16 protein-coding genes are annotated in these 19,954 nt (G+C 49.1%); 13 read left to right on the plus strand and 3 right to left on the minus strand.

Features of this window, described 5'->3' with window-relative positions:
* Nucleotides 1-156: 156 nt before the first annotated feature.
* Nucleotides 157-432: a hypothetical protein gene (locus RF679_RS03655; protein WP_309482861.1), complete on the plus strand. Its 276-nt coding sequence runs from the start codon at nucleotides 157-159 to the stop codon at nucleotides 430-432.
* Between the two features lie 65 nt (nucleotides 433-497).
* Here the strand turns inward: RF679_RS03655 and RF679_RS03660 are convergent, their stop codons facing one another.
* Nucleotides 498-1,151 (minus strand): YcbK family protein, encoded by a 654-nt coding sequence (locus RF679_RS03660; protein ID WP_309482862.1) that lies wholly within the window; start codon nucleotides 1,149-1,151, stop codon nucleotides 498-500.
* 144 nt (nucleotides 1,152-1,295) lie between these two features.
* Here RF679_RS03660 and RF679_RS03665 point away from each other — a divergent pair, with 144 nt between their 5' ends.
* Nucleotides 1,296-2,051 (plus strand): phytanoyl-CoA dioxygenase family protein, encoded by a 756-nt coding sequence (locus RF679_RS03665; protein WP_309482863.1) that lies wholly within the window; start codon nucleotides 1,296-1,298, stop codon nucleotides 2,049-2,051.
* A 33-nt stretch (nucleotides 2,052-2,084) separates the two neighbouring features.
* On the opposite strand, the gene RF679_RS03670 is transcribed toward RF679_RS03665, so the two are convergent.
* Complete coding sequence (locus RF679_RS03670) at nucleotides 2,085-4,787, minus strand: PAS domain S-box protein (protein WP_309482864.1); 2,703 nt, start codon at nucleotides 4,785-4,787, stop codon at nucleotides 2,085-2,087.
* A gap of 315 nt (nucleotides 4,788-5,102) precedes the next feature.
* Between RF679_RS03670 and RF679_RS03675 the strand changes: the two genes are divergently transcribed.
* A complete protein-coding gene (locus RF679_RS03675; protein WP_309482865.1) occupies nucleotides 5,103-5,444 on the plus strand; it encodes a hypothetical protein in 342 nt (113 codons plus the stop codon).
* 142 nt (nucleotides 5,445-5,586) lie between these two features.
* Here RF679_RS03675 and lysA read toward each other — a convergent pair whose 3' ends face one another.
* Nucleotides 5,587-6,834 carry a diaminopimelate decarboxylase gene (gene lysA / locus RF679_RS03680; RefSeq protein WP_309482866.1) on the minus strand — a complete coding sequence of 416 codons (1,248 nt, stop codon included), beginning with the start codon at nucleotides 6,832-6,834 and terminating at the stop codon, nucleotides 5,587-5,589.
* Between the two features lie 194 nt (nucleotides 6,835-7,028).
* Here lysA and RF679_RS03685 point away from each other — a divergent pair, with 194 nt between their 5' ends.
* The 10 genes from RF679_RS03685 to RF679_RS03730 all read left to right on the plus strand — a co-directional run bounded on the left by RF679_RS03685 (nucleotide 7,029) and on the right by RF679_RS03730 (nucleotide 19,919).
* Complete coding sequence (locus tag RF679_RS03685; protein WP_309482867.1) at nucleotides 7,029-7,478, plus strand: Lrp/AsnC family transcriptional regulator; 450 nt, start codon at nucleotides 7,029-7,031, stop codon at nucleotides 7,476-7,478.
* 55 nt (nucleotides 7,479-7,533) lie between these two features.
* Nucleotides 7,534-8,991, plus strand: a complete 1,458-nt coding sequence (locus tag RF679_RS03690; protein WP_309482868.1) for an MBOAT family O-acyltransferase — start codon at nucleotides 7,534-7,536, stop codon at nucleotides 8,989-8,991.
* Nucleotides 8,992-8,999: 8 nt separating this feature from the next.
* Nucleotides 9,000-10,256 (plus strand): alginate O-acetyltransferase AlgX-related protein, encoded by a 1,257-nt coding sequence (locus RF679_RS03695; RefSeq protein WP_309482869.1) that lies wholly within the window; start codon nucleotides 9,000-9,002, stop codon nucleotides 10,254-10,256.
* A 158-nt stretch (nucleotides 10,257-10,414) separates the two neighbouring features.
* Nucleotides 10,415-11,911, plus strand: coding sequence for a hypothetical protein (locus tag RF679_RS03700; RefSeq protein WP_309482870.1), 1,497 nt, complete (start codon nucleotides 10,415-10,417; stop codon nucleotides 11,909-11,911).
* A 234-nt stretch (nucleotides 11,912-12,145) separates the two neighbouring features.
* Nucleotides 12,146-13,414, plus strand: coding sequence for an efflux RND transporter periplasmic adaptor subunit (locus RF679_RS03705; RefSeq protein ID WP_309482871.1), 1,269 nt, complete (start codon nucleotides 12,146-12,148; stop codon nucleotides 13,412-13,414).
* 78 nt (nucleotides 13,415-13,492) lie between these two features.
* Nucleotides 13,493-14,212, plus strand: coding sequence for an ABC transporter ATP-binding protein (locus tag RF679_RS03710; protein ID WP_309482872.1), 720 nt, complete (start codon nucleotides 13,493-13,495; stop codon nucleotides 14,210-14,212).
* 11 nt (nucleotides 14,213-14,223) lie between these two features.
* Complete coding sequence (locus RF679_RS03715; protein WP_309482873.1) at nucleotides 14,224-15,540, plus strand: ABC transporter permease; 1,317 nt, start codon at nucleotides 14,224-14,226, stop codon at nucleotides 15,538-15,540.
* Nucleotides 15,541-15,563: 23 nt separating this feature from the next.
* Nucleotides 15,564-16,814 carry an FtsX-like permease family protein gene (locus RF679_RS03720; RefSeq protein ID WP_309482874.1) on the plus strand — a complete coding sequence of 417 codons (1,251 nt, stop codon included), beginning with the start codon at nucleotides 15,564-15,566 and terminating at the stop codon, nucleotides 16,812-16,814.
* A gap of 99 nt (nucleotides 16,815-16,913) precedes the next feature.
* Nucleotides 16,914-18,251, plus strand: coding sequence for a sigma-54-dependent transcriptional regulator (locus RF679_RS03725; RefSeq protein WP_309482875.1), 1,338 nt, complete (start codon nucleotides 16,914-16,916; stop codon nucleotides 18,249-18,251).
* A gap of 255 nt (nucleotides 18,252-18,506) precedes the next feature.
* Nucleotides 18,507-19,919, plus strand: coding sequence for a sensor histidine kinase (locus RF679_RS03730; protein WP_309482876.1), 1,413 nt, complete (start codon nucleotides 18,507-18,509; stop codon nucleotides 19,917-19,919).
* Nucleotides 19,920-19,954 lie beyond the last annotated feature (35 nt).

Genomic DNA, 19,954 nt, shown 5'->3' on the forward strand with positions numbered 1-19,954 from the left:
TAACGCTGTGTTTTCAAAGCAAAAGGGCGACAGAATCATTTGTGGTTTTGTCGCCCTTGGCATTTTGGTAACTGCGTAAAAAAAATTGCCACAGCCCAACAAGCACGAGTAGAATCGAATTTCCACCTGCCTCTTACCTTCATAAGGAGTGACACCATGAGTGCCTTCGCGATGCCGGTTTATATGTTGGAATTCACGCCTAAAACCATCGCCTCATTGTTGTCACCGGCGGCAATCGATGGTTCCACAGTTGAGCTTGATGTATATGCTCGAAATGATTTGGAAGTGAAGGTAGCGGCGACGGGACATCGCCTCAAAGAAGATCCAGATATGTTTCGGATTATTACCGTGTATGACGGAAAAACCAATGAACATGATTGGAACTTCACCATCATTCGTGAGTCGGCTGATCGTAGTCGCAAGAAACGTTAATCCTTCGTATGTTGCCGATACAAAGCCAGTCTGACTAGACCCTATATCTCAGTCTCTAGAATTGCTTATCCTTGCCAGCTGCGCTTTAGGCCAGTATCGGCATGGATCCATCCGCCTTGTTTGCTAGCACGGAAGTAAAAACCGACACCGCCTTGACGGAAACTTTGCACCAGTTCCCCTAAAACTTCTTCATGGAGATTGGCAATACGAAAGTCAGCAGCTTTGCCATCCATGTGCAAAGATTTTCGTGCGGCGGGAATGCCTTCTTCACGCAAGCGTTGATTCGACTCAGGAGTGCGATAGCCTGAAAGCAGTTCAAGCGGCTTGGTCATGCCCAATTGGTTAATGAATGCCTGCGTGGCCCATAAAGTTTCGATGAGCTTGGGATCAATGCGCGCTGTTTTGTCAGCATGGATATCCCGAAGGATTTCGCAGCATTGCTCATAGGCAGAGCCAAGGATCTCGCCGTCTTTCCAATACAAAAGCTTTAAACGTTCCCCGCTGGCGGGACGTGTCCAATCGATGGTGCGCGGTTTGAGCCAAAAATCCATATCCAGCGCCTGTGCATCAAAGAGATCGGGCGGTGGCTTGAGTTTGCTTTGTTTGTCATCACTCGATTGCACAAAAGTCGGACTGGCGGCACTGTCGCGTTGACCAAGAAACAGACCTGAGGCAGTGAGGATAAGAGAACGTTTTAAAAAATCTCGGCGCGTAGACATAGCATCATCCCTCGCAAAAACAAAGTGGACAAATTGTAACTGCTTCGCGTGAAAAAGAGTACTGCGGAAAATGCAAAAGCCATCAAGCGCCTTGATGTCGGCTTCGATTTATAATGCAGCGATGAAAAGAACCGAGGTCATAGCATGTTAAGCGCGGAACAAATTCAACAATTTCAAACGGATGGCTATCTGGTCTTGCCTGCCTTGGCGCAGAGAGATTTCTGTGAGGCGGTGATTGCATTTGCTCAATCGGAGCTTGATGCTGAACATGGTCCGATCGAGTTCGAAGCGGACACTCGTTATCCTGGTGCACCGATCTCGCTCGATGCAGAAGGCGGTCGCACTGCACGACGTCTATTGCAAGCTTACGCGCGTTCAGACACTCTATCCGCTTGGGCAAAACGCGACGAGCTGGCGCAAGCATTAACTCAGTTGTTGGGACAGAAGGCGTTTCTGTCGCAAGCCCATCACAACTGCATCATGACCAAACAAGCGCGTTATTCGAGTTTAACCGGCTGGCACCGTGATAGTCGCTATTGGCATTTTCAACGGCCCGAATTGATCAGCGTGTGGTTGGCTTTGCGGGATGAAAAAGTCGAGAATGGATGTCTCTTAGTACTGCCCGGTTCACATCGGTGGCAGATTGAAAGCGAACAGCTCGATCCAGCGCAATTTCTCAGATCTGATCTCGAGCAGAATCAGCAACTCTTGCAACAAGCTCGCGCCTTACCTCTGCAACAAGGTGATGTGCTGCTGTTTTCGAGTAATTTATTTCATGCGGCGGGCTGCAATCAAACTACGCAAACCAAGTTCTCTTTGGTTTTTACCTATCGTGCAGAAGACAATCCACCCGTGCCTGACACACGTTCAGCAAGCCGACCAGAAATCGCATTGACTTAGCGACTTTTTGGTCAAATCGTGCTGAGCTTGGGCCTATGATTTGTTCACGCGCGGTAACTTAAACCAGAAACAGGTACCCAGATTTTCTTCGGTACGGAAACCGATGTTGCCGTGCATGGCTTCGATCAGGGACTTGCTGATTTTGAGTCCTAGTCCAGTGCCACCTTGTTGCCGCGTATCGCCATTGTTTGCCTGAGCGAAGGAATTGAAAATCTCTTTCTGGAAATCCGCGGGAATGCCGAATCCGTGATCTTCCACTTCTACCAAACAATGCTGTGCTTCTTCGAGAATGCGTACATCGACTTGTTGCGAATTGCCTGAAAATTTGGCAGCGTTCGACAGGAGATTTGCCATGACCTGCGCTAAACGCACACTGTCCGCAACCACTGTGGCTGAATCTGGATGTTCGGCTAGAACATACTGGACATTGTATTTCAAGCCGTAGCCCCCATTGTCGCGAATCGATTGTTTGACGAGCGTGACGATATCGACATTGGCGAGGTTTAGGCTCATCTTTCCTGCCGCGAGCTTTTCAATGTCGAGTAAATCATTAATCAGAACAATCAAGCGTTGACTATTGCGTGAAGCGAGTGTGATTAGCTTCATAGCCGCCTCTGGCAAGGTGTTAGCAACACCGTGTTCGAGTAGGCTCAGCGATCCTTGGATCGAAGTGAGAGGGGTTCTGAGTTCGTGGCTGACGGTGGAAATGAATTCTGACTTGAGCTTGTCCAAACGGCGGCGCTCGGTAATATCACGAGTGATACCAACATAGATGACCTCACCACGTTCAAAACTCTTAGTAATCGCCAATTCCATAGGAAAGACGCTGCCATCTTTGCGGCGACCTTGGAGTTCACGACCGACGCCAATAATATGTGCTTCGCCTGACTTGTGATATTGATCGAGATAATTGTCATGTCGGCTCTGATCAGGTTCCGGCATCAACATACTGACATTCTTGCCTAGGACCTCATTGAGGGTATATCCGAAAATACGAATCGCAGCCAGATTGAAGGAGCGGATCACCCCTTTCATATCGATGGTAATGACGCCATCCGCTAAGTTGTCGAGAATGGTTTGATTGTGGTGTGCGTGGTCTTGCAGTGCCTTGTCTTTGTTCAGAAGATCGCCGTAAGCGAGTTCGAGATGGCGCGATTTTTCGAGCACTTCTTGGGTGCGTTCTTCGACTTTTTGTTCGAGCACTTTTTGATCGTCGATAAAACGTGCGGTGGTTAGGGCGCGTACGACCAAGCTACCAATATGACTCGCATAGAGAATGTCTTCACGACTCCAATTGCGTTGACGATGGCACTGACCAAGACTCAAGACGCCGACTTGGGTTTGGTCTTTGCGCATGGGCATATCCAAAATCGACTTTAACTCAATTTGGTTGGCCGAATCCAATAGGTCCTTGGCGGCAGGATGCAAGCGGATATCGTGCACGACAAAGGGATTGCGCGTATTGGAAAGCTCTTGAAAATAAGTTGCGTAATGATCGAAGTTCATCACGCAGGATTGCGCAAAGGGAAGTGGTTCAGGGCCAAGAATGGTGTGACATACGAGATGATTGCTATTTTCGTCGCGCAACCATAGGCACAAATATTCTATCCTCAGAATCTCGAGGGCTTTGCGAGCAATGATACGGATGGCATCGTTGAAACTACAATTGTCTAAGGCAGGATTCGCTTCGAGTTCAAGCAAAAGTTCGGCCGGTGCCTTGCGGGAGATATCGTATTCTCTTAAATCTTGGAAACCATCATTCGATGAAAGTTGATTCAGTTTTGTTGCCGTTTCTTGGTGCAAGCGGGCAAATTGTAGAGATGTTTGGTGATCTCCCTGGGTTTCGTACAATTGCGATAGAGCGTTGTAAAAATTGGCGATTTGCGGCAAGGACGCCATTTCTTTCGCTGATGATAAAGCGTCTTGGTAGATACGAATGGCGCTACCGATATCGCCTTGAATCAAGGCGATTTTTGCGAGGGTGTCATTGACAGCGCCAAACAACCATTTGTAATTGCATTTTTTGGCCGCGATCAAAGCACGTTCGGTGTGTGTCTTCGCCAATGCATAATTCTCTGCCTTGAATTCCAAAACACCGAGGTACCACATGGTCTCGGCAAAATATTCGTCGGCCCCCGCACGTTGTGCTTCTAGTTGCGCTTCCATCAATAACTGTTGCGTTTCTTCGCGTCGATCTTGGTGCAAGGAGCACAGCGCTAGATTGATAGAATATTTGGCGCTTAAATAAGGGTGATCGATCTGTTCCAACAAAGAACCCGCATCGCGAATGAATCTTGTAGCGGCGGTGTAATCACCCATGGAATGATAAATTTGTCCCAGCCCGATACGGGATTCCACCATCGATTCAATATCGTGCGTGAACTTACACACATCAATTGCACGCAACCAAAAATTCGCTGCGTCGCGGTATTTGCCAACGCCGAAGTTGATGCGACCGAGCGCCACCATGATCTTGCCAGTGTGTTCGATGAGATCGCATGAGTCCGCTAAGAAGCTCGCATTATTGAGGTCATCGATTAAGTCGTCAGTTTCACCGAGGCGTTCTTGTATGGTGTAGCGCTCGAGTAATGCATCGATTTGAAATGAAGTGTTCTTCGCGTCGAAGGCAGCCAGTTCTAATTCACGGAGAAAGCGAATGGCGATACGCGGGTGATAGCGACCGATGCGTCGCACGCGCGTCAGCGTGTTGGCTGTCAGTGTGGTTGAAGCACTCATGAAGTCTCCCTGACTGGGGGCTTGGATCAGATGCGCCCAAAGAGGCACTTTGCGATGAAGTCCCTCAAGATGAAGTTCACCTTAGCATAGTCAGGCTTAAAGTTCCAGTGGGGAAACATTGCTCTGTGCAATGTTTGTGAGTTCGGCAACTGTGTCGACTTTTGATGATGATTTATTGGAGGCGATAGCGTCGCAAGTCTTGTTGGATTGGATAAAAATCATTTAGTACGTGAATATCGAAATGATAAGATAGGGTTTTCTAACTCGCGTCTGGTCGATATCGATTGAGCACGCCATTACAACGAGGTTGAGTACGTGCTAGGTTTTTTCGTTTTGCTTTTGATTGCGACAATCTTTTACCTGATTCAGCCTATCTTCTTTTTGTCGCTGTTTGCGGTGGTGATGTTTGTTGGCCTCAACTTTGCTATCGTCGGTGAGCGTAATCGACGTGCATGGGCTTGGGTTTTTGTGCCGCTGTGCCTGTTGGTGAGCGCCAGCGTTATCGGCTTGAGTTTGATGGTGCCATCACAGTACGCGGTCACGCAGGGTCTATTCGGAATTACCATGTTAACCATCAGCCCAGCCTTGATTTGCTACTGCTCCTATCGTTTCCGTTGTTACCGACGCTTGAGAGCCGAGGCTCTTCAATCAAGTTAGTCAAATGGAATAGGAAGAACTCGATTCAGTCTTCGCGACCGTAGAGTGATATGTTCGTGCCATCCGCAGCGCTGACCACAAGATTCTGACGTGAAGCATCCCTACACGCTACCTTGGAATCGCGCAGGGATGCCAAAGGGCCTTAACACTGTTCGAGTGCGATGAGCTCTTGTATGGTCTGGCGGCGGCGAATTAAGCGAAGCTCGCCAGCATCGAGTAACACTTCAGGAGCTAAGGGACGTGAATTGTAGTTCGATGACATGCTCGCACCATACGCTCCGGCATCATGAAATACAAACAGATCGCCGATCTCACATGGCGGCAAATCTTGATGAGTGACGACACCACCTTCTTCTTGTGTAAAGACATCGCCCGACTCACACAAAGGACCCGCGACCACGGTTGCTTGTGGGCTGCCGGTGCGCATCTGGCCATCGGGAGTATGGGCGGTGATACGATGGAAACTACCATACATGGAAGGGCGTACCAGATCATTAAAACCGGCGTCGACGAAAGTAAAGAAGTTGGTACCGACTTGTTTTTGCGCTCGCAGTTCGGAGATCAAAATGCCAGACTCCGCAACCAAGAAGCGGCCAGGTTCGATTTCCATGCAGATTGGATGACCGAGATGCGCTTCAATCTTTGCGCGAGCGGTTTGCCAAATACTAAAGTAATGCGCAGCATCGACTCTGCCTTCATTGCTTTGGTAAGGAATCGATAACCCACCACCAATGGAAATTGCTTCGAGATCGAGCGGGCAACGAATTACTTGATCGAGCATGGCGTCGCATACGCTTTGCAAATGATCGTAATCGACGCCCGATCCGATATGCATATGCAGGCCGATTAATTTGAGTTTGTAACGTTGAATGATGGCATACGCTTGGGCGAGCTCCTCGTGCCAAATCCCATGCTTGCTCTGTTCACCACCCGTATTGGTTTTACGACTATGCCCATGCCCAAAGCCCGGGTTGATGCGAATCCAAACTGGGTGACCAGGATTGGCTTGACCCAATTGCTCGAGCATCTGTGGTGAACCGCAATTCACGGGAATGCCGAGTTCGACGACGCGTTTCAGCGCGCTTCGATCCAGCAGATCCGCCGTGAACACGATAGGCGCATGTTGATTCTCAACCTGTGGCTCATAACCGGCAGCGATAGCACGTTCAACTTCGCCCAAGGAGACTGAATCGACCAATACGCCTTGCTCACGCATCAGCTTCAAAATATGGATATTGCTACAGGATTTTTGCGCAAAGCGAATGACATCGAATTGCTTCAATTGTGCGATCTGCGCCCGAATGTAGTTCGCATCGTAGGCCCAACATGGCGTGCCATATTGTTCAACTATGTGAGAAAGCTGTTGCGCGCTGAAAGAAGGTTTCATCATGGGTTCGTTTTTGTCTGTAATGATCGATGCCGTTTTTGCGCTGTAAACTAAGGATATTTCCGACGCAAATTAGGGCGCAATCCTGTGGCTTGGAAGATCACACTGTAGCGCGTACAATGCCGCAAGAACATGGGGAATTAATGGGAAATCCTGCATTCCTCTTTGAATTCTCTGGAAAACGCGAGCTTTTGCTTATGAATCAAAAAATCGATCAATTTGACCAAAAAATTTTGCAGTTATTGCAAGATGATGCACGTATGTCGCATGCCGAAATTGGTCGGCAAGTTCATTTGAGTCAACCGGCGGTTTCCGAACGGATTAAGCGTCTCGAAAGCAGCAATATCATTCGCGGTTATCGTGCGGATATTAATCCGAAGGCGCTTGGATATGACATTACCGCCATGATCCGTGTGTCAACGCAACAAGGCCGGCCATACTCGCAGTATGTGAGCGATTGCCCAGAAATTGTCGACTGCTATACCGTCACCGGTGAAGACGGTGCGGTCATGCGCGTATTGGCGCGTGATGTAGAGCACTTGCAGCGGATCATCAATGAGCTCAACGCTTTTGGTTCCACATCGACGGCAATCGTATTAACGACCCATGTCGCGGGAAAAGCCATCGCGATTCCTAATCCAGATTGATCAGCACATGGCTTGCTTAGTGCAGATGATTTTGAAAGTACAGTAGAGCCCTTGTATGGTCTTTAGTAGCGTTAGCTTCCTCTTCTATTTCCTCCCTATTTTCTTGGTGCTTTATGTGCTAAATGGTGCGCTGCCATGGCGCAATGCCGTGCTGTTGGTGGCAAGTTTGATTTTCTATAGCTGGGGTGAACCACAAAATCTTCCCCTGTTGCTAGTGTATGTGATTGCCAACTATGGATTTGGATTATGGTTGGGGCATGTGCAAACAAAATCGTTTGCCGATGGCGCGGTTGATGGCCAGAAGAAGTGGGCGCAAGCATTGCCTTTTGCTTTAGCAATTGGCTTTAATCTGGCGGGTTTGTTGTACTACAAATATGCACATTTTGCGCTCTCCAATTGGCAGAATTTTCGTTCATGGTTGAGCGGAGCAGCGCTTGAAAATGTGCCTGAAATCGCCTTGCCTTTAGGGATTTCCTTTTTCAGTTTTCATGCGATTTCCTACTTGGTTGACGTTTATCGTCAAAAGACCAAAGCAGAGCGAAGTTTCTCTGCGCTGTTCACCTACATCATCATGTTCCCGCAATTGGTCGCTGGTCCGATTGTTCGGTTCTCAACCGTAGCACGACAATTACACCATCGTCGTTGGAGTTGGTGGCGCGCCGAAATCGGGGTGCGTTTTTTCTGTTTAGGGCTTGCGCAAAAAGTCCTGATTGCCAATACCGTCGCCAGCGTTGCCGATCAATTATTCGCCTTGCCGAGTGCCGAATTGTCGACTCCTTTGGCGTGGTTAGCAGCAGTCTCTTATACCGTGCAAATCTATTTTGATTTTGCGGGGTATTCATTAATGGCGATTGGTTTGGGCTTGATGTGCGGTTTTAGTTTTCCGCGTAATTTTCATTTTCCTTACATTGCGCAATCGATCACGGAATTTTGGCGGCGCTGGCATATGAGTCTTTCTCGATGGTTCCGTGATTATGTGTACATCCCACTTGGAGGAAATCGTCACGGTCAAGCTCGCACCCTATTCAATTTGTTTTTAGTCTTTGTCTTGTGCGGTCTTTGGCATGGTGCGAATTGGACCTTTGTCGTTTGGGGCATCGCGCATGGCGTATTCCTCGTGATAGAAAGGCTGGGACTCAGTTCGATTTTGGCGAAGCTGCCACGTCTTATTCGGCATGCCTACACCTTGTTAATGGTCATCTTGGCGTGGGTTTTGTTTCGTTCTAATGACTTGAGCCAAGCAGCGCATTTCTTTACTGTGATGGCTGGCGTTTCGAACGAGACTTCGGCTTTACCTGTCATGGCGTATTGTTCCACTACTTTTATTTTGACGATGTTATTGGCGGTGGTGTTCGCGACGGGATGGTCGAAAAAAATTGCGGATCGTCTGAACCAATCTTGGCCCACTGCAATGACCCTCATCGACCGCGGGTTTCTGTTGGCTTTATTGGTGTTATGTGCGTTTAGTTTGGCGAGCGGGGCCTACAACCCCTTCATTTATTTCCGCTTTTGAGGACGTTCATGATAAAAACAAGCGCGCCTCAATTTGTGTGTAAGAAGACGATACGCATCGTGTTCTTGCTGCTCAGTTTTATTCTGTTGAGTATGCCCTTATTGATTCATGTTTCACAGATTGAATCAACAACGCAGACTTCGGAAAATCGCGCACTTGCGCCGTATCCGGGTAAACCAAACACCCGAGCAGAATGGTCGCAGTGGAGCGCCAAATTCGATCGCTACTTGGGTGATCACTTTGGTTTGCGTCAACATCTCGTGAAGTGGAATCAAGCAGGACGTTACCATCTCTTGCATGAGGTTGTGTCGCCGCAAATTACCGTCGGTAAAGAAGGCTATTTGTTTTTTAATGCGCATGAGGCTCAGCATCCTCTGCGGATGTTGTCCTTTATTTGCGGGCGCGGAATCGACACGCATCAGACCGATGAATTGGCGCAGCAAGTGGTCGAATTCGCGCAGTTTGTCAGTGTTAGTAATCCACGTACCACGATTGCCTTTGTGCCGAGCAAGCCAGCGGTGTATCCCGAATATTTACCTTCGTGGTGGCAGCGCGAGTGTGAGCGTCATCAAGCCACTTTAGATCGCGTCTCTGAGCGAGTGAGGCAAACATTACCACAGGCGGATGTGGTTTATCCTCTCGCGCAAATGCTGCAAGCCAAAACGCGGAGACCCATTTATCCAGCGCATGATTTTCATTGGCAAGGTAAGGGCGCACAAGTGTATGCGCGAATTTTGAGCGAACAACATTGGCATCGTGCTGCGCGTGGTCAGTTGAGTTTCCAAGAGGAGCTCAGTGAATCAGACATGCAAAGATTTTTGCCCGGTGTCGATTTGCGGCAACGCCTGCAAAAGCCAGATTGGAAACGCAGCGATTTCACATATTGCGAAGGCGGTCCGTGTTTTCCGGAGCTCAGTAGCGCTGCTATTTTAGCGGATGTTACACGCATCACCCGACGCGATGTATCTCAAGATGCGACGCAAACCAAGCAAAGATTGCTGCTGTTGACGGATTCTTTTGGACACGGTGTCGCTCCCTATTTTGCGCCTTACTTTGATGAGGTGTGGCATGTTTCGAGTAACAATATGGGGGCCTTGAATCCGCAACAATTGGCGCAATTGAAAACGAGTTTTGAGCAATATGCACCAACGCAAACACTGTATTTATTCCATGATTTTGCGCTCGCCTGTTTTAGCCAAACTCTGAAATATTGCCCGCTCGAGTTGCCACCGGTTCTGCGAGCGGTACATCCCCAGTCGCAATAAGTCATAGGCCGCTAACTTAGCATCGGCACAGCACTCTTGCTTATGCAAAGTGTTGATGAAATTACTAGGCAAGTCATGTAATTTTGCTTATATTGTTCACTTTTCAATATGATCTCTCACGGTGTGGGAGATCGCCAAAAAGTGATCGATCTCTCACTATGACCTCAGTTTCTGCCACGATGCCCGAGCGCGTCGAAACAAGCTTCAAGCTTGACTCCTTTCTAGGCCTCAGTTTTTCTATCTTTTTTGAACGCTTCGCTTTTTACGGCATTCGTTGGGCTTTGGTGCTGTATTTTGTGTGGGAAGTCTTACCCGCCGATTTTCAAGCGAAGTTCGAAGGTGAACACTTGTATTCCGCCTTCTTAGCTTTGATGCTTAGTCTGGGTGTTCTTGGTGCCTATATCGCCGATCGTTGTCAGTGTTATTTGAATGCGGCGCGCGTCGGTGTATGCCTGATGGCGCTGGGCGTCTTCATGATTGTGATGCCAGATCCAACCGCCTTCCGCATTGGCCTATCATGCCTGGTTTTGGGTAATGCATTGTATCGGCCAGGTAGTTTGGTTTTATTTAGCAAAACGCTCGGGGCTCAGGAGGCAAAACAAGATGTGGGATTGACCTTGATGTATTTCCTTGTGAACCTAGCAGGTTTCCTTGCGCCACTCGTGACACAGTATTTGGCGACACGTGTTTTTGGGGCTGAAAATAAGATGGCTTTGCAAGTGGTTTTTGTCGTGGCAGGGCTCAGCTTATTGCTGAGCTTAGCCTGTCTGCATTGGGGAAGTAAGAAGTTACTCACACGGGATGAATTTTCCGACTCCGTATGGCAGTTTTTGCGAACTAAGACGCTGTGGATCGGCATTCTTGTTAGCTTAGTTTTGGTGTATCAACTCTTCACTTTATCCAAGCAAGGACTCACGATACTCAGCTGGGCGAGTTTGCTTGTGGCAGTGGCGCTGTTGTTTGCAGACGCCGCATCACATAAGAACGCGTGGAAACGTCTGCTGTTATTTATGCTGGCGCTGGTGTTGAGCTTTGCTTGGGCAATCGCAAATGAATTTTTGCAAGTCGATATCGAGCGCATTTTCATGAATTGGATCAAGATCAACTCAAGCCTTGCAGCAATCTCGCCGATGTTGGTCGCAACCTTCTCCATCTTCGCCATCTTCGTTGTCACACCTTTGTTGGTCGGCCTTATTTCGCTGTTTTCCAAATCGAAGAAGTACCCAGATCTTTGGGGGAAATGGGCACTCGCTTTACTGCTGAATGTTTTGTTTTTCTGCATGCTGGTGATAGCAAGCAGAGACTTGTTTGCGGGACTTGAAAATACCTTCAGTTTGACGACGACGAGTTTGGTGATGGCGTATCTGCTGCAAGCGGGTGTCGAAGTGATGGTTACTACCTTAGGTTATAGCGCCGTCCTCAATTTTGCGTCGACACGACGTTTGGCACTGGCCTTTGCCGCATTGCTTTTGGCGAATCGCTTAGGAAGCCAAGCGGCAGGTTTTCTGATGGGCGAGTTTCCATCACTGATTTCCAACTCCCCCACTGAGATTCATCAGCATTTTGAGTGGGCATCGACAGGTTTTGCTTTGCTGGCGGGAGTGCTTTTATTCGTCATTATGGTGGTCTATTTCAGAAACAAGAAGGCATCTTAATCCCGCGTTGATGCCCGTGCCTCACAGTCTTGCCGCCAAAAATGGCAAATCTCAGTGTCCACCTGACCGACAAAAAACCTTGGCGGACAGCGATGGACACTTTTTTCACGCTTCGATGGTCGAGATAAAAGTGATGTAAATCATAGGCTTAGCCAGAATTGTTGGCTTGGCACGCTTCCTGCTAAATCACTTGAAAGTAGCATTTTTGAATTTTCAAGTTTGAGGAAGAGTTTCATGATTCGAGATACCTCCGGTCAAGATCAAGTCATCGCGGCCGCGCCTGTGTGGCGCCGCAAGAAAACAGTGCTGATGGCGATCGGCTTACTCAGTTTTATCGTCATCAGTGTGCTGTTAGTCCGCAGTTTTTCCAATAGCACCAAGTCGATTAATGCCGCACGTCTGAAGCTTGCTCAGGTCACACGAGGCACTCTGGTGCGCGATGTGGCAGTGAATGGGCGTTTGGTTGCGGCAATTAGCCCAACCTTATATTCGACCGCACCAAGCACCGTGACCTTAAAAGTCAAAGCAGGCGACCTCGTTAAAAAGGGGGATATCGTCGCGGAATTGGAATCACCTGATCTCACCAATTTGCTCAAACGCGAGCAAGCTAATTACGATCAATTGGAAGCCGAAGTAGCGCGTCAGCGCATCTTGGCGCGTAAACAAAAGCTGATCGCGCAGCGCGACGCCGATCAAGCGGAGATCGAAAGAATCACTGCCGCACGCACCTTTGAACGTTTTGAAAAAGCGGGGCCATCCGGCGTGATTTCTAAAATTGATTATGCCAAAGCACAAGATGCGCTGAAGACCGCTGAGATCCGTGCCAAACATGCGGCAGCGGCGACGCAGCTAGAAGGCGAAGACGTCGACTTAAATCTCAAGACCAAAGTCGCGCAATTGGAGCAACAGCGCATTGTCCGTGATGATGCGAAACGTAAAGTGGATGAGTTGCGATTGCGTGCGCCAGTGGATGGCATGGTCGGCACCTTGTCGGTAGCGAATCGTAGCGTGGTAGCGGCCAATACTGCATTAATGACGCTGGTCGATCTATCGCAGCTTGAAGTTGAATTGGAGATTCCGGAATCTTTTGCGGCGGATCTTGGCATCGGTATGACGGCTGATATCACCATCAATGGCAACGTGACCAAAGGTAAGTTGTCCGCCATCTCACCAGAAGTCGTAAAGAACCAAGTCTTGGCGCGCGTGCGTTTTGACGGAGCGCAACCGAGTGGTTTGCGTCAAAGCCAGCGCGTCTCAGCGCGCCTCCTGATCGAAGAAAAACCAAACGTTTTGATGTTGGCACGCGGTCCTTTTGTGGAGAGCGAAGGCGGGCGTTTTGTGTATGTGGTTGAGAACAATATCGCCACACGCCGGCCTTACAAGCTCGGTGCGACCAGTATCTCGTCGGTTGAAATTGTGGAAGGTTTGAAGGAAGGCGACAAGGTTGTCATCGCCGGTACAGACCAGTTTGAGAATGCAGAGAAAATCTCTCTCAATAATTGAAAAACGAGTTTAGAAGCGAATTAAGAAGCGCACTAGAACCTAATTTAGATCCTGATAAAAGCATTGAAAGGAATCACCATGTTACACATGAAAAATCTCAGCAAAGTGTATCGTACTCATATGATAGAAACGCACGCTTTGCGTGGTTTTGAAATCCACGTCAAGCAAGGTGAATTCGTCACCGTGACCGGTCCTTCGGGATCAGGTAAAACAACTTTCTTAAATATTGCAGGCTTGCTCGAAGACTTCACCGGCGGTGAATATATTCTCGATGGTGTCAATGTGACCGGAATGAGTGATAGCGCACGAACCAAAATGCGCAATGAGAAGTTGGGCTTTATCTTCCAAGGTTTTAATCTCATTCCAGATTTGAATTTGTTCGATAATGTGGATGTTCCTTTGCGCTATCGTGGTTTGGCGGCGAAGGAAAGAAAAGAGCGGATCGAAGAAGCTTTGGCGCAAGTTGGTTTGTCGTCACGCATGAAACATTATCCGGCCGAACTCTCGGGTGGACAACAGCAACGCGTGGCAATTGCACGAGCATTGGCGGGTTCACCCAAATTATTACTCGCTGATGAACCCACCGGTAATCTTGATACACAGATGGCGCGCAGTGTCATGGAGCTCTTGGAAGAGATTAATGCACGCGGCACCACGATTTTGATGGTGACGCACGATCCAGAATTGGCGCTACGTTCGCAACGCAATGTCCACATCATTGATGGACAAGTGTCTGATCTGGTTCGCAAAGCGCCGACGCTAGTCGTGCCGGGCAGCACTGAGTTACAGAGCGCTTAAGCGAGGTGGCGATGATGCTTCAATATTATTTTCTGCTTGGCGTGAAGAGCTTACGCCGCAATCCAGTACTGACAACTTTGATGGTCTTGATCTTGGCCATTGGTGTGGCGGCGAGCGTTTCGACCCTGACGATTTTGCATGTGATGTCGGGCGACCCTATCCCACAAAAGAGTGATCGCTTATTTGCAACGATCATCGATCCGGGTCAGAAGGAAGGCTATATCCCTGGTCAAAGTTATGTCGATCACCAACTCAGCTATAAAGATGTGCAAGCGTTCTTGAAAAGCGGTAAAGGTGTCCGCCGCGTCGGCTTGTATGGCATTAGTACGGTGGTCGAACCGGTACGTAAAGAGCTCGGAGTCTCTGCGCTCGACGGCGTCGCAACTACGTCTGATTTTTTTGCGATGTTCGAGGTGCCTTTCTTGCACGGACAAGCGTGGCAAGCTTCTGAAGATAGTACAGGCGCTGACGTCGCCGTCTTGAGTAAGAAAACCGCTGAGAAGTATTTTGGGAATGTGAATCCGGTTGGGCAAAAATTGCGTGTGATGGGTGGTGACTACACAGTCGTTGGCGTGCTCAATGATTGGAAACAGAGCCCACGCTTTTTTATGTATAACGGCAGAACGGGCGCCTTCGTCAGTGAAGATGAAATCTTCATTCCTTTCAGCAATGCGATTCGCCGGGAAACCCCTCATTCGGGAAGCATGAGTTGCTCAAGCTCACGCGAGCCAGGCTGGCAAGCCTTATTAGATTCTGAATGTACGTGGTTTCATTTCTGGTTTGAGATGAAGTCTGCTTCTGATCGCGCCGAATTACAAACTTACCTCGATAGCTATGTGGCGGAGCAACGCAAGTTAGGGCGTTTTCAGCGTCAAGCACCGAATAAATTGTTCAATGTCCGTGAGTGGTTGGTAGAGATGAAGGTGATCGGAGACGACAGTAGAATTTCCGCATGGTTGGCCTTTGGCTTCTTGTTGTTGTGTTTGGTGAATACAATCGGCTTGCTGCTGGCGAAGTTCTCCGTTCGTGCTTCTGAGGTCGGTGTACGCCGTGCCCTTGGCGCATCAAAGAAAGAGATCTTCGCGCAATTCCTCATTGAATCGGCCGTGGTCGGTTTAGTGGGGGCGATTCTCGGCGTGCTATTAGCACTGGGTGCCTTGCAATTGATTGCACTGCAGTCGAAGGCTTTGGCCGCGGTAGCGCATATGGACTGGATGATGTTGGCCGTCACTTTCTTGATGTCGATCAGTGCCGCGATCCTCGCTGGAATTTTACCGACCTGGCGCGCCTGCCAAGTAACTCCAGCAATTCAATTGAAATTGCAATAAGCCCCGAACAGTAAGGAGTAATCATGAATTATTTTTCCGAAATGAGACCGATCCTGTCGGCATTATTGCGCAACAAGACGGGGCCATTATTGGTGGCGATCCAAGTAGCATTGAGTCTGGCTATGCTAGTCAACGCTTTATATGTGGTTGAACTTCGGCTTGATGCAGCGACTCGCCCTAGTGGCATCGCTGACGAGTCGACCAGTTTTAGAGTTAATATTGGCAACCAAAAACTTGGTGGACATGAAGATCAAATCGCCATGCAAAAACAAGAAGCAGCCACCATACGTGCTGTGCCCGGTGTGAAATCAGTAGCGCGTGTGAATTCCTTTCCTGTCTCGCGTTCTGGTAGCAATTCTGGCATGGCTGCCGACCGTAATCAGGTGGGTGTCACTACTGGCGCGGCGATTTATCTATCTCCAGATTCGCTGGTTGATACTTGGGGTTTGCGTCTCGTCGAGGGCAGCGATTTTAAGCCGAGTGATTATATCGAGGTCGATGCCGCCTCATCGCAAGAGTCGCCCAAGGTTGCCATCATCTCGAAAGCTTTGGCAGAGAAGCTTTTCCCCGGTGCGAGCAGCTATGTTGGTAAAGAGCTTTTTCAAGGCACGGGCGACGGTGCAACCGGGTATCGCATCGTTGGTGTCGTAGAGCGCTTACAAACTTCTGGCGCCCAGACAGGTTTGGCAGGTGAATATTCGGTTTTGTATCCGATTCGTTTAACCAACGAACCGTATTTTGGGTATGCGGTGCGCACCGAACCTGGTCAACGTGATCGTGTCATGAAAGATGTCGAAGAAGCCTTGCGCAAAGCTTCGAGCACGCCGGTAAATGTATTTAGTCGTTCGATGGAAGAATTTCGTGTTGAGCGTTATCGCAGCGAGCGTGGTTTAGCATGGATGTTATTAGCTGTGAGTTTGTTGCTAGTCTTGATTACCGCCTCGGGCATTGTGGGCATGAGCTCTTTGTGGGTTTCGCAAAGACAAAAGCAGATCGGCGTGCGCCGTGCCTTGGGTGCTCAGCGCTTGGATGTGCTGCGTTACTTCCTGATCGAAAATTGGATCATCACTACGACGGGGATTGTGGTGGGGACTGCCTTGGCGCTTGGCCTGAATCAGTTCTTAGTGAGTCAGTTTGAATTGACGAAATTGCCAGTGATCTACCTCTTACTAGCACCTGTCGCATTCTGGATTTTAGGTTGTATCGCGGTGTATGCACCGGCCTGGCGTGCTGCAAGCATTTCTCCGGCTACAGCAACGCGCGGAGTGACCTAGAAGTCTGCTTGCAATACTTTGATCAAACACGCGATAAGAAAAATGCCAGCTTGTCGCGTGCTAATTTACAATGTGTTCTTTTACGGAAGTTAAATTGATATGCCTAGCGTTTTGATTATTGACGATAATCCATCGATTGCGATTGCACTCGATGTGCTTTTGTCCTTGCATGATATCTCCAGCATGCAAGCACAGTCGCCTGAAGAAGGTTTGGCGATCTTGCGTCAACATCAAATCGATCTCGTCATTCAAGACATGAATTTCACGGCCGATACGACGTCGGGTGAAGAGGGCATCGCGCTGTTTAAGAAGATCCGCGAAAGCCATCCTGATCTTCCCGTGATACTTCTTACTGCATGGACACATTTGGATGCTGCGGTGGATCTCATTAAAGCCGGTGCGGCGGATTATCTGGCGAAACCGTGGAATGATCAAAAGTTGGTGGCGACGGTCAAGAATTTGATTGAACTTGGTCAAGCCAATCGTGCTTTGCAAAGCAAGGTGCAGAAAGAACGCAAACATAAACGCGCCTTAGAACAGCAATTTAATTTGTGTGGCTACGTGTGGCAAGACGCTGCGACAGAACGTGTATTGCAGATGGCCTGTCAGGTGGCAAAATCGGAAGTCTCGGTGTTGATTACAGGACCCAATGGCGCGGGTAAGGAGCGCATTGCGCAAATCATTCAAGCGAATTCCAAAGTCAAAGACGGGCCGTTCGTGATTCTGAATTGTGGTGCGATACCTTCCGAGTTGATCGAAGCGGAATTGTTTGGCGCTGAAGCGGGTGCCTATACCGGAGCTAGTAAAAGCCGTGAAGGTAAGTTTGAAGCCGCTGATGGTGGCACTTTGTTTTTGGATGAAATTGGTAACTTGCCACTCGCAGGACAAATCAAGTTGTTGAGAGTCTTGGAAACAGGGCGCTTTGAACGACTGGGTTCGAATAAAGAACGCCAAGTGAAGGTGCGCGTGATCAGCGCGACCAATGCCGATCTACCCGCCATGATTAAGGCTGGTAGTTTTCGCGAGGACTTGTTTTATCGTTTGAATGTGATCGAGCTATGCCTGCCACCTTTGGCTGAACGTGGTGATGACATTCTCCCCATCGCCCATGCTTTGTTAGAGCCTGGCAAACAGTTGAGTAGTGCTGCCGAGGCTTGTTTGCTGGCGCATACTTGGCCAGGCAATGTGCGGGAATTGAAAAATGTGATGCAGAGAGCCTGCATTTTGGCGCAATCGGATGTGATACAAGCGAGTGATTTGGGTTTGCCTTCGGCGACGACAGGCACCGCGAACGGGAATGATACTGAGCTTGATCGCGATAGTATTGAGCAGGCTTTGCAAAGAGCAAATGGTGTGATCGCCCAAGCTGCAGCGGAGTTGGGGCTGAGTCGCCAGGCACTCTATCGACGCATGGATCGCTTGGGAATTTCACGTTAGTTGTTGTGCTTCACTGCGGTCGACCAACCTCGATCGACCAACCTCGATGAATGCCGATCACGCACAAGCAGTAGCAGTGATAAATGTCGTTTAAGTGAAGACTTGATCCCTGAATTTCGCGCGCTCCACGTATCCTTTGTTACACTGTGGTTGTCTACATTTCCTCCGCATTCTTCTTTCGCTCACAGTATGACTGCGCCTGACCAATCAACGCCGACGAAGCCCACTACAGCAGCGGATCAAAGTGATCATCGTATGCCTACTTTAGACTCAACATCCGTCAAACGCGGTGCACGCTGGTCGATTAATACGCGACTGATCTTGGGTCTGAGCGTGATTTTGTTGATCTGTTTTGGGCTTTATCAAACTTCGCTGTATTTCATGCCTGAGGCGATGCCGCAATGGAGTGTCGCCTTCCTTTTTCTCGCCATCTTTTTGATGTTGGCTTGGGTTCGGCAGGTGCTTGGTCCGCTCTACGAAATGATGCGAGCCATGGCGGGCACGGTATTGAGTTATCAAGACAAAGATTTTTCGATTGGCCTCAATTGGACCCGCAACGATGAGATGGCGGATTTAGTCGATGCGCATAATCATTTGGGTGCGGTATTACGTGAACAGCGTTTAGACTTGGTGCAACGTGAGCTATTACTCGATAGTATGCTACAGAACACTCCAGTCGCCATGCTATTGATTGGGCAGCGCGGGCATATTGTGTTCGCCAATATCACGGCGCGCCAATTGCTTAATCGTGGGCGTAAGATTGAAGGCTACACCTTGCCAGAACTTTTGCAGCAACTATCACCTTCACTACGTGAGGCCTTGGCGCAGGGCGGTGATGGCCTATTCACGGTGCATGCACAGAAGTCGGTTCGGGACGAAGAGGTGAATCTAGGCGATACAACAGCCCCAACGCATTCTGTGGACGAAGACGATACCGATGAAATCTATCATCTATCGCGTCGAGAATTTATCCTGAACGGAACTGATCACGAACTACTATTGATTCGGCATTTGACTGTCGAGTTGCGTCGACAAGAAGTACAGACCTGGAAGAAAGTGATCCGCGTGATTAGCCATGAACTCAACAATTCACTGGCCCCCGTCGCATCCTTGGCGCACTCGGCGAATGCCTTGGTTGAGCGTCAGCAATATCAACGTCTGCCGGAAATTTTGAGTACGATTGCCGATCGCGCCAAGCATCTTGAAGGATTTATTCATGGTTACGCACGATTTGCGAAACTGCCGACGCCACGTCTCGAGTCAACGCACTGGCAACAATTTATTGATGCCTTGCAGGCGCAAATGAGCTTTCAATTGATCGGACAAATTCCAGAAACGCCAGCCAATTTTGATCGCGCTCAGATGGAACAAGCACTGTTGAACTTACTGAAAAATGCGCACGAATCGGGTTCGCCGCCTGATGGTGTGAGTTTGGAATTACGTCGCAGTGCTGATGGTATTCGTATTGAAGTCGCGGATCGTGGTCCGGGTATGAGTGATACCGTGATGTCGAACGCGCTGGTGCCATTTTACTCGACCAAACGCCACGGCACGGGCCTGGGTTTAGCGTTGGCGCGCGAGATTATCGAAGCACATGGTGGACGCATTAGCCTCAATAACCGTGAGTCTGGTGGCCTGGTGGTGAGTTTGATGTTACCTCAACATTGATGAGCTACGCTTTCCAGCAAATATGCAGCTGATCT

Origin of the sequence: Undibacterium cyanobacteriorum, assembly GCF_031326225.1 — a bacterium.
In the GTDB taxonomy this organism is placed as follows: Bacteria; Pseudomonadota; Gammaproteobacteria; order Burkholderiales; family Burkholderiaceae_D; genus Undibacterium; species Undibacterium cyanobacteriorum.

Coding starts and splice junctions, on each gene's coding strand:
- RF679_RS03660 (WP_309482862.1), bottom strand. CDS start 1,151: ATGTCTACGCGCCGAGATTTTTTAAAACGTTCTCTTATCCTCACTGCC.
- RF679_RS03655 (WP_309482861.1), top strand. CDS start 157: ATGAGTGCCTTCGCGATGCCGGTTTATATGTTGGAATTCACGCCTAAA.
- RF679_RS03695 (WP_309482869.1), top strand. CDS start 9,000: ATGATAAAAACAAGCGCGCCTCAATTTGTGTGTAAGAAGACGATACGC.
- RF679_RS03730 (WP_309482876.1), top strand. CDS start 18,507: ATGCCTACTTTAGACTCAACATCCGTCAAACGCGGTGCACGCTGGTCG.
- RF679_RS03665 (WP_309482863.1), top strand. CDS start 1,296: ATGTTAAGCGCGGAACAAATTCAACAATTTCAAACGGATGGCTATCTG.
- RF679_RS03725 (WP_309482875.1), top strand. CDS start 16,914: ATGCCTAGCGTTTTGATTATTGACGATAATCCATCGATTGCGATTGCA.
- RF679_RS03700 (WP_309482870.1), top strand. CDS start 10,415: ATGACCTCAGTTTCTGCCACGATGCCCGAGCGCGTCGAAACAAGCTTC.
- lysA (WP_309482866.1), bottom strand. CDS start 6,834: ATGATGAAACCTTCTTTCAGCGCGCAACAGCTTTCTCACATAGTTGAA.
- RF679_RS03670 (WP_309482864.1), bottom strand. CDS start 4,787: ATGAGTGCTTCAACCACACTGACAGCCAACACGCTGACGCGCGTGCGA.
- RF679_RS03690 (WP_309482868.1), top strand. CDS start 7,534: ATGGTCTTTAGTAGCGTTAGCTTCCTCTTCTATTTCCTCCCTATTTTC.
- RF679_RS03715 (WP_309482873.1), top strand. CDS start 14,224: ATGATGCTTCAATATTATTTTCTGCTTGGCGTGAAGAGCTTACGCCGC.
- RF679_RS03705 (WP_309482871.1), top strand. CDS start 12,146: ATGATTCGAGATACCTCCGGTCAAGATCAAGTCATCGCGGCCGCGCCT.
- RF679_RS03720 (WP_309482874.1), top strand. CDS start 15,564: ATGAATTATTTTTCCGAAATGAGACCGATCCTGTCGGCATTATTGCGC.
- RF679_RS03710 (WP_309482872.1), top strand. CDS start 13,493: ATGTTACACATGAAAAATCTCAGCAAAGTGTATCGTACTCATATGATA.
- RF679_RS03685 (WP_309482867.1), top strand. CDS start 7,029: ATGAATCAAAAAATCGATCAATTTGACCAAAAAATTTTGCAGTTATTG.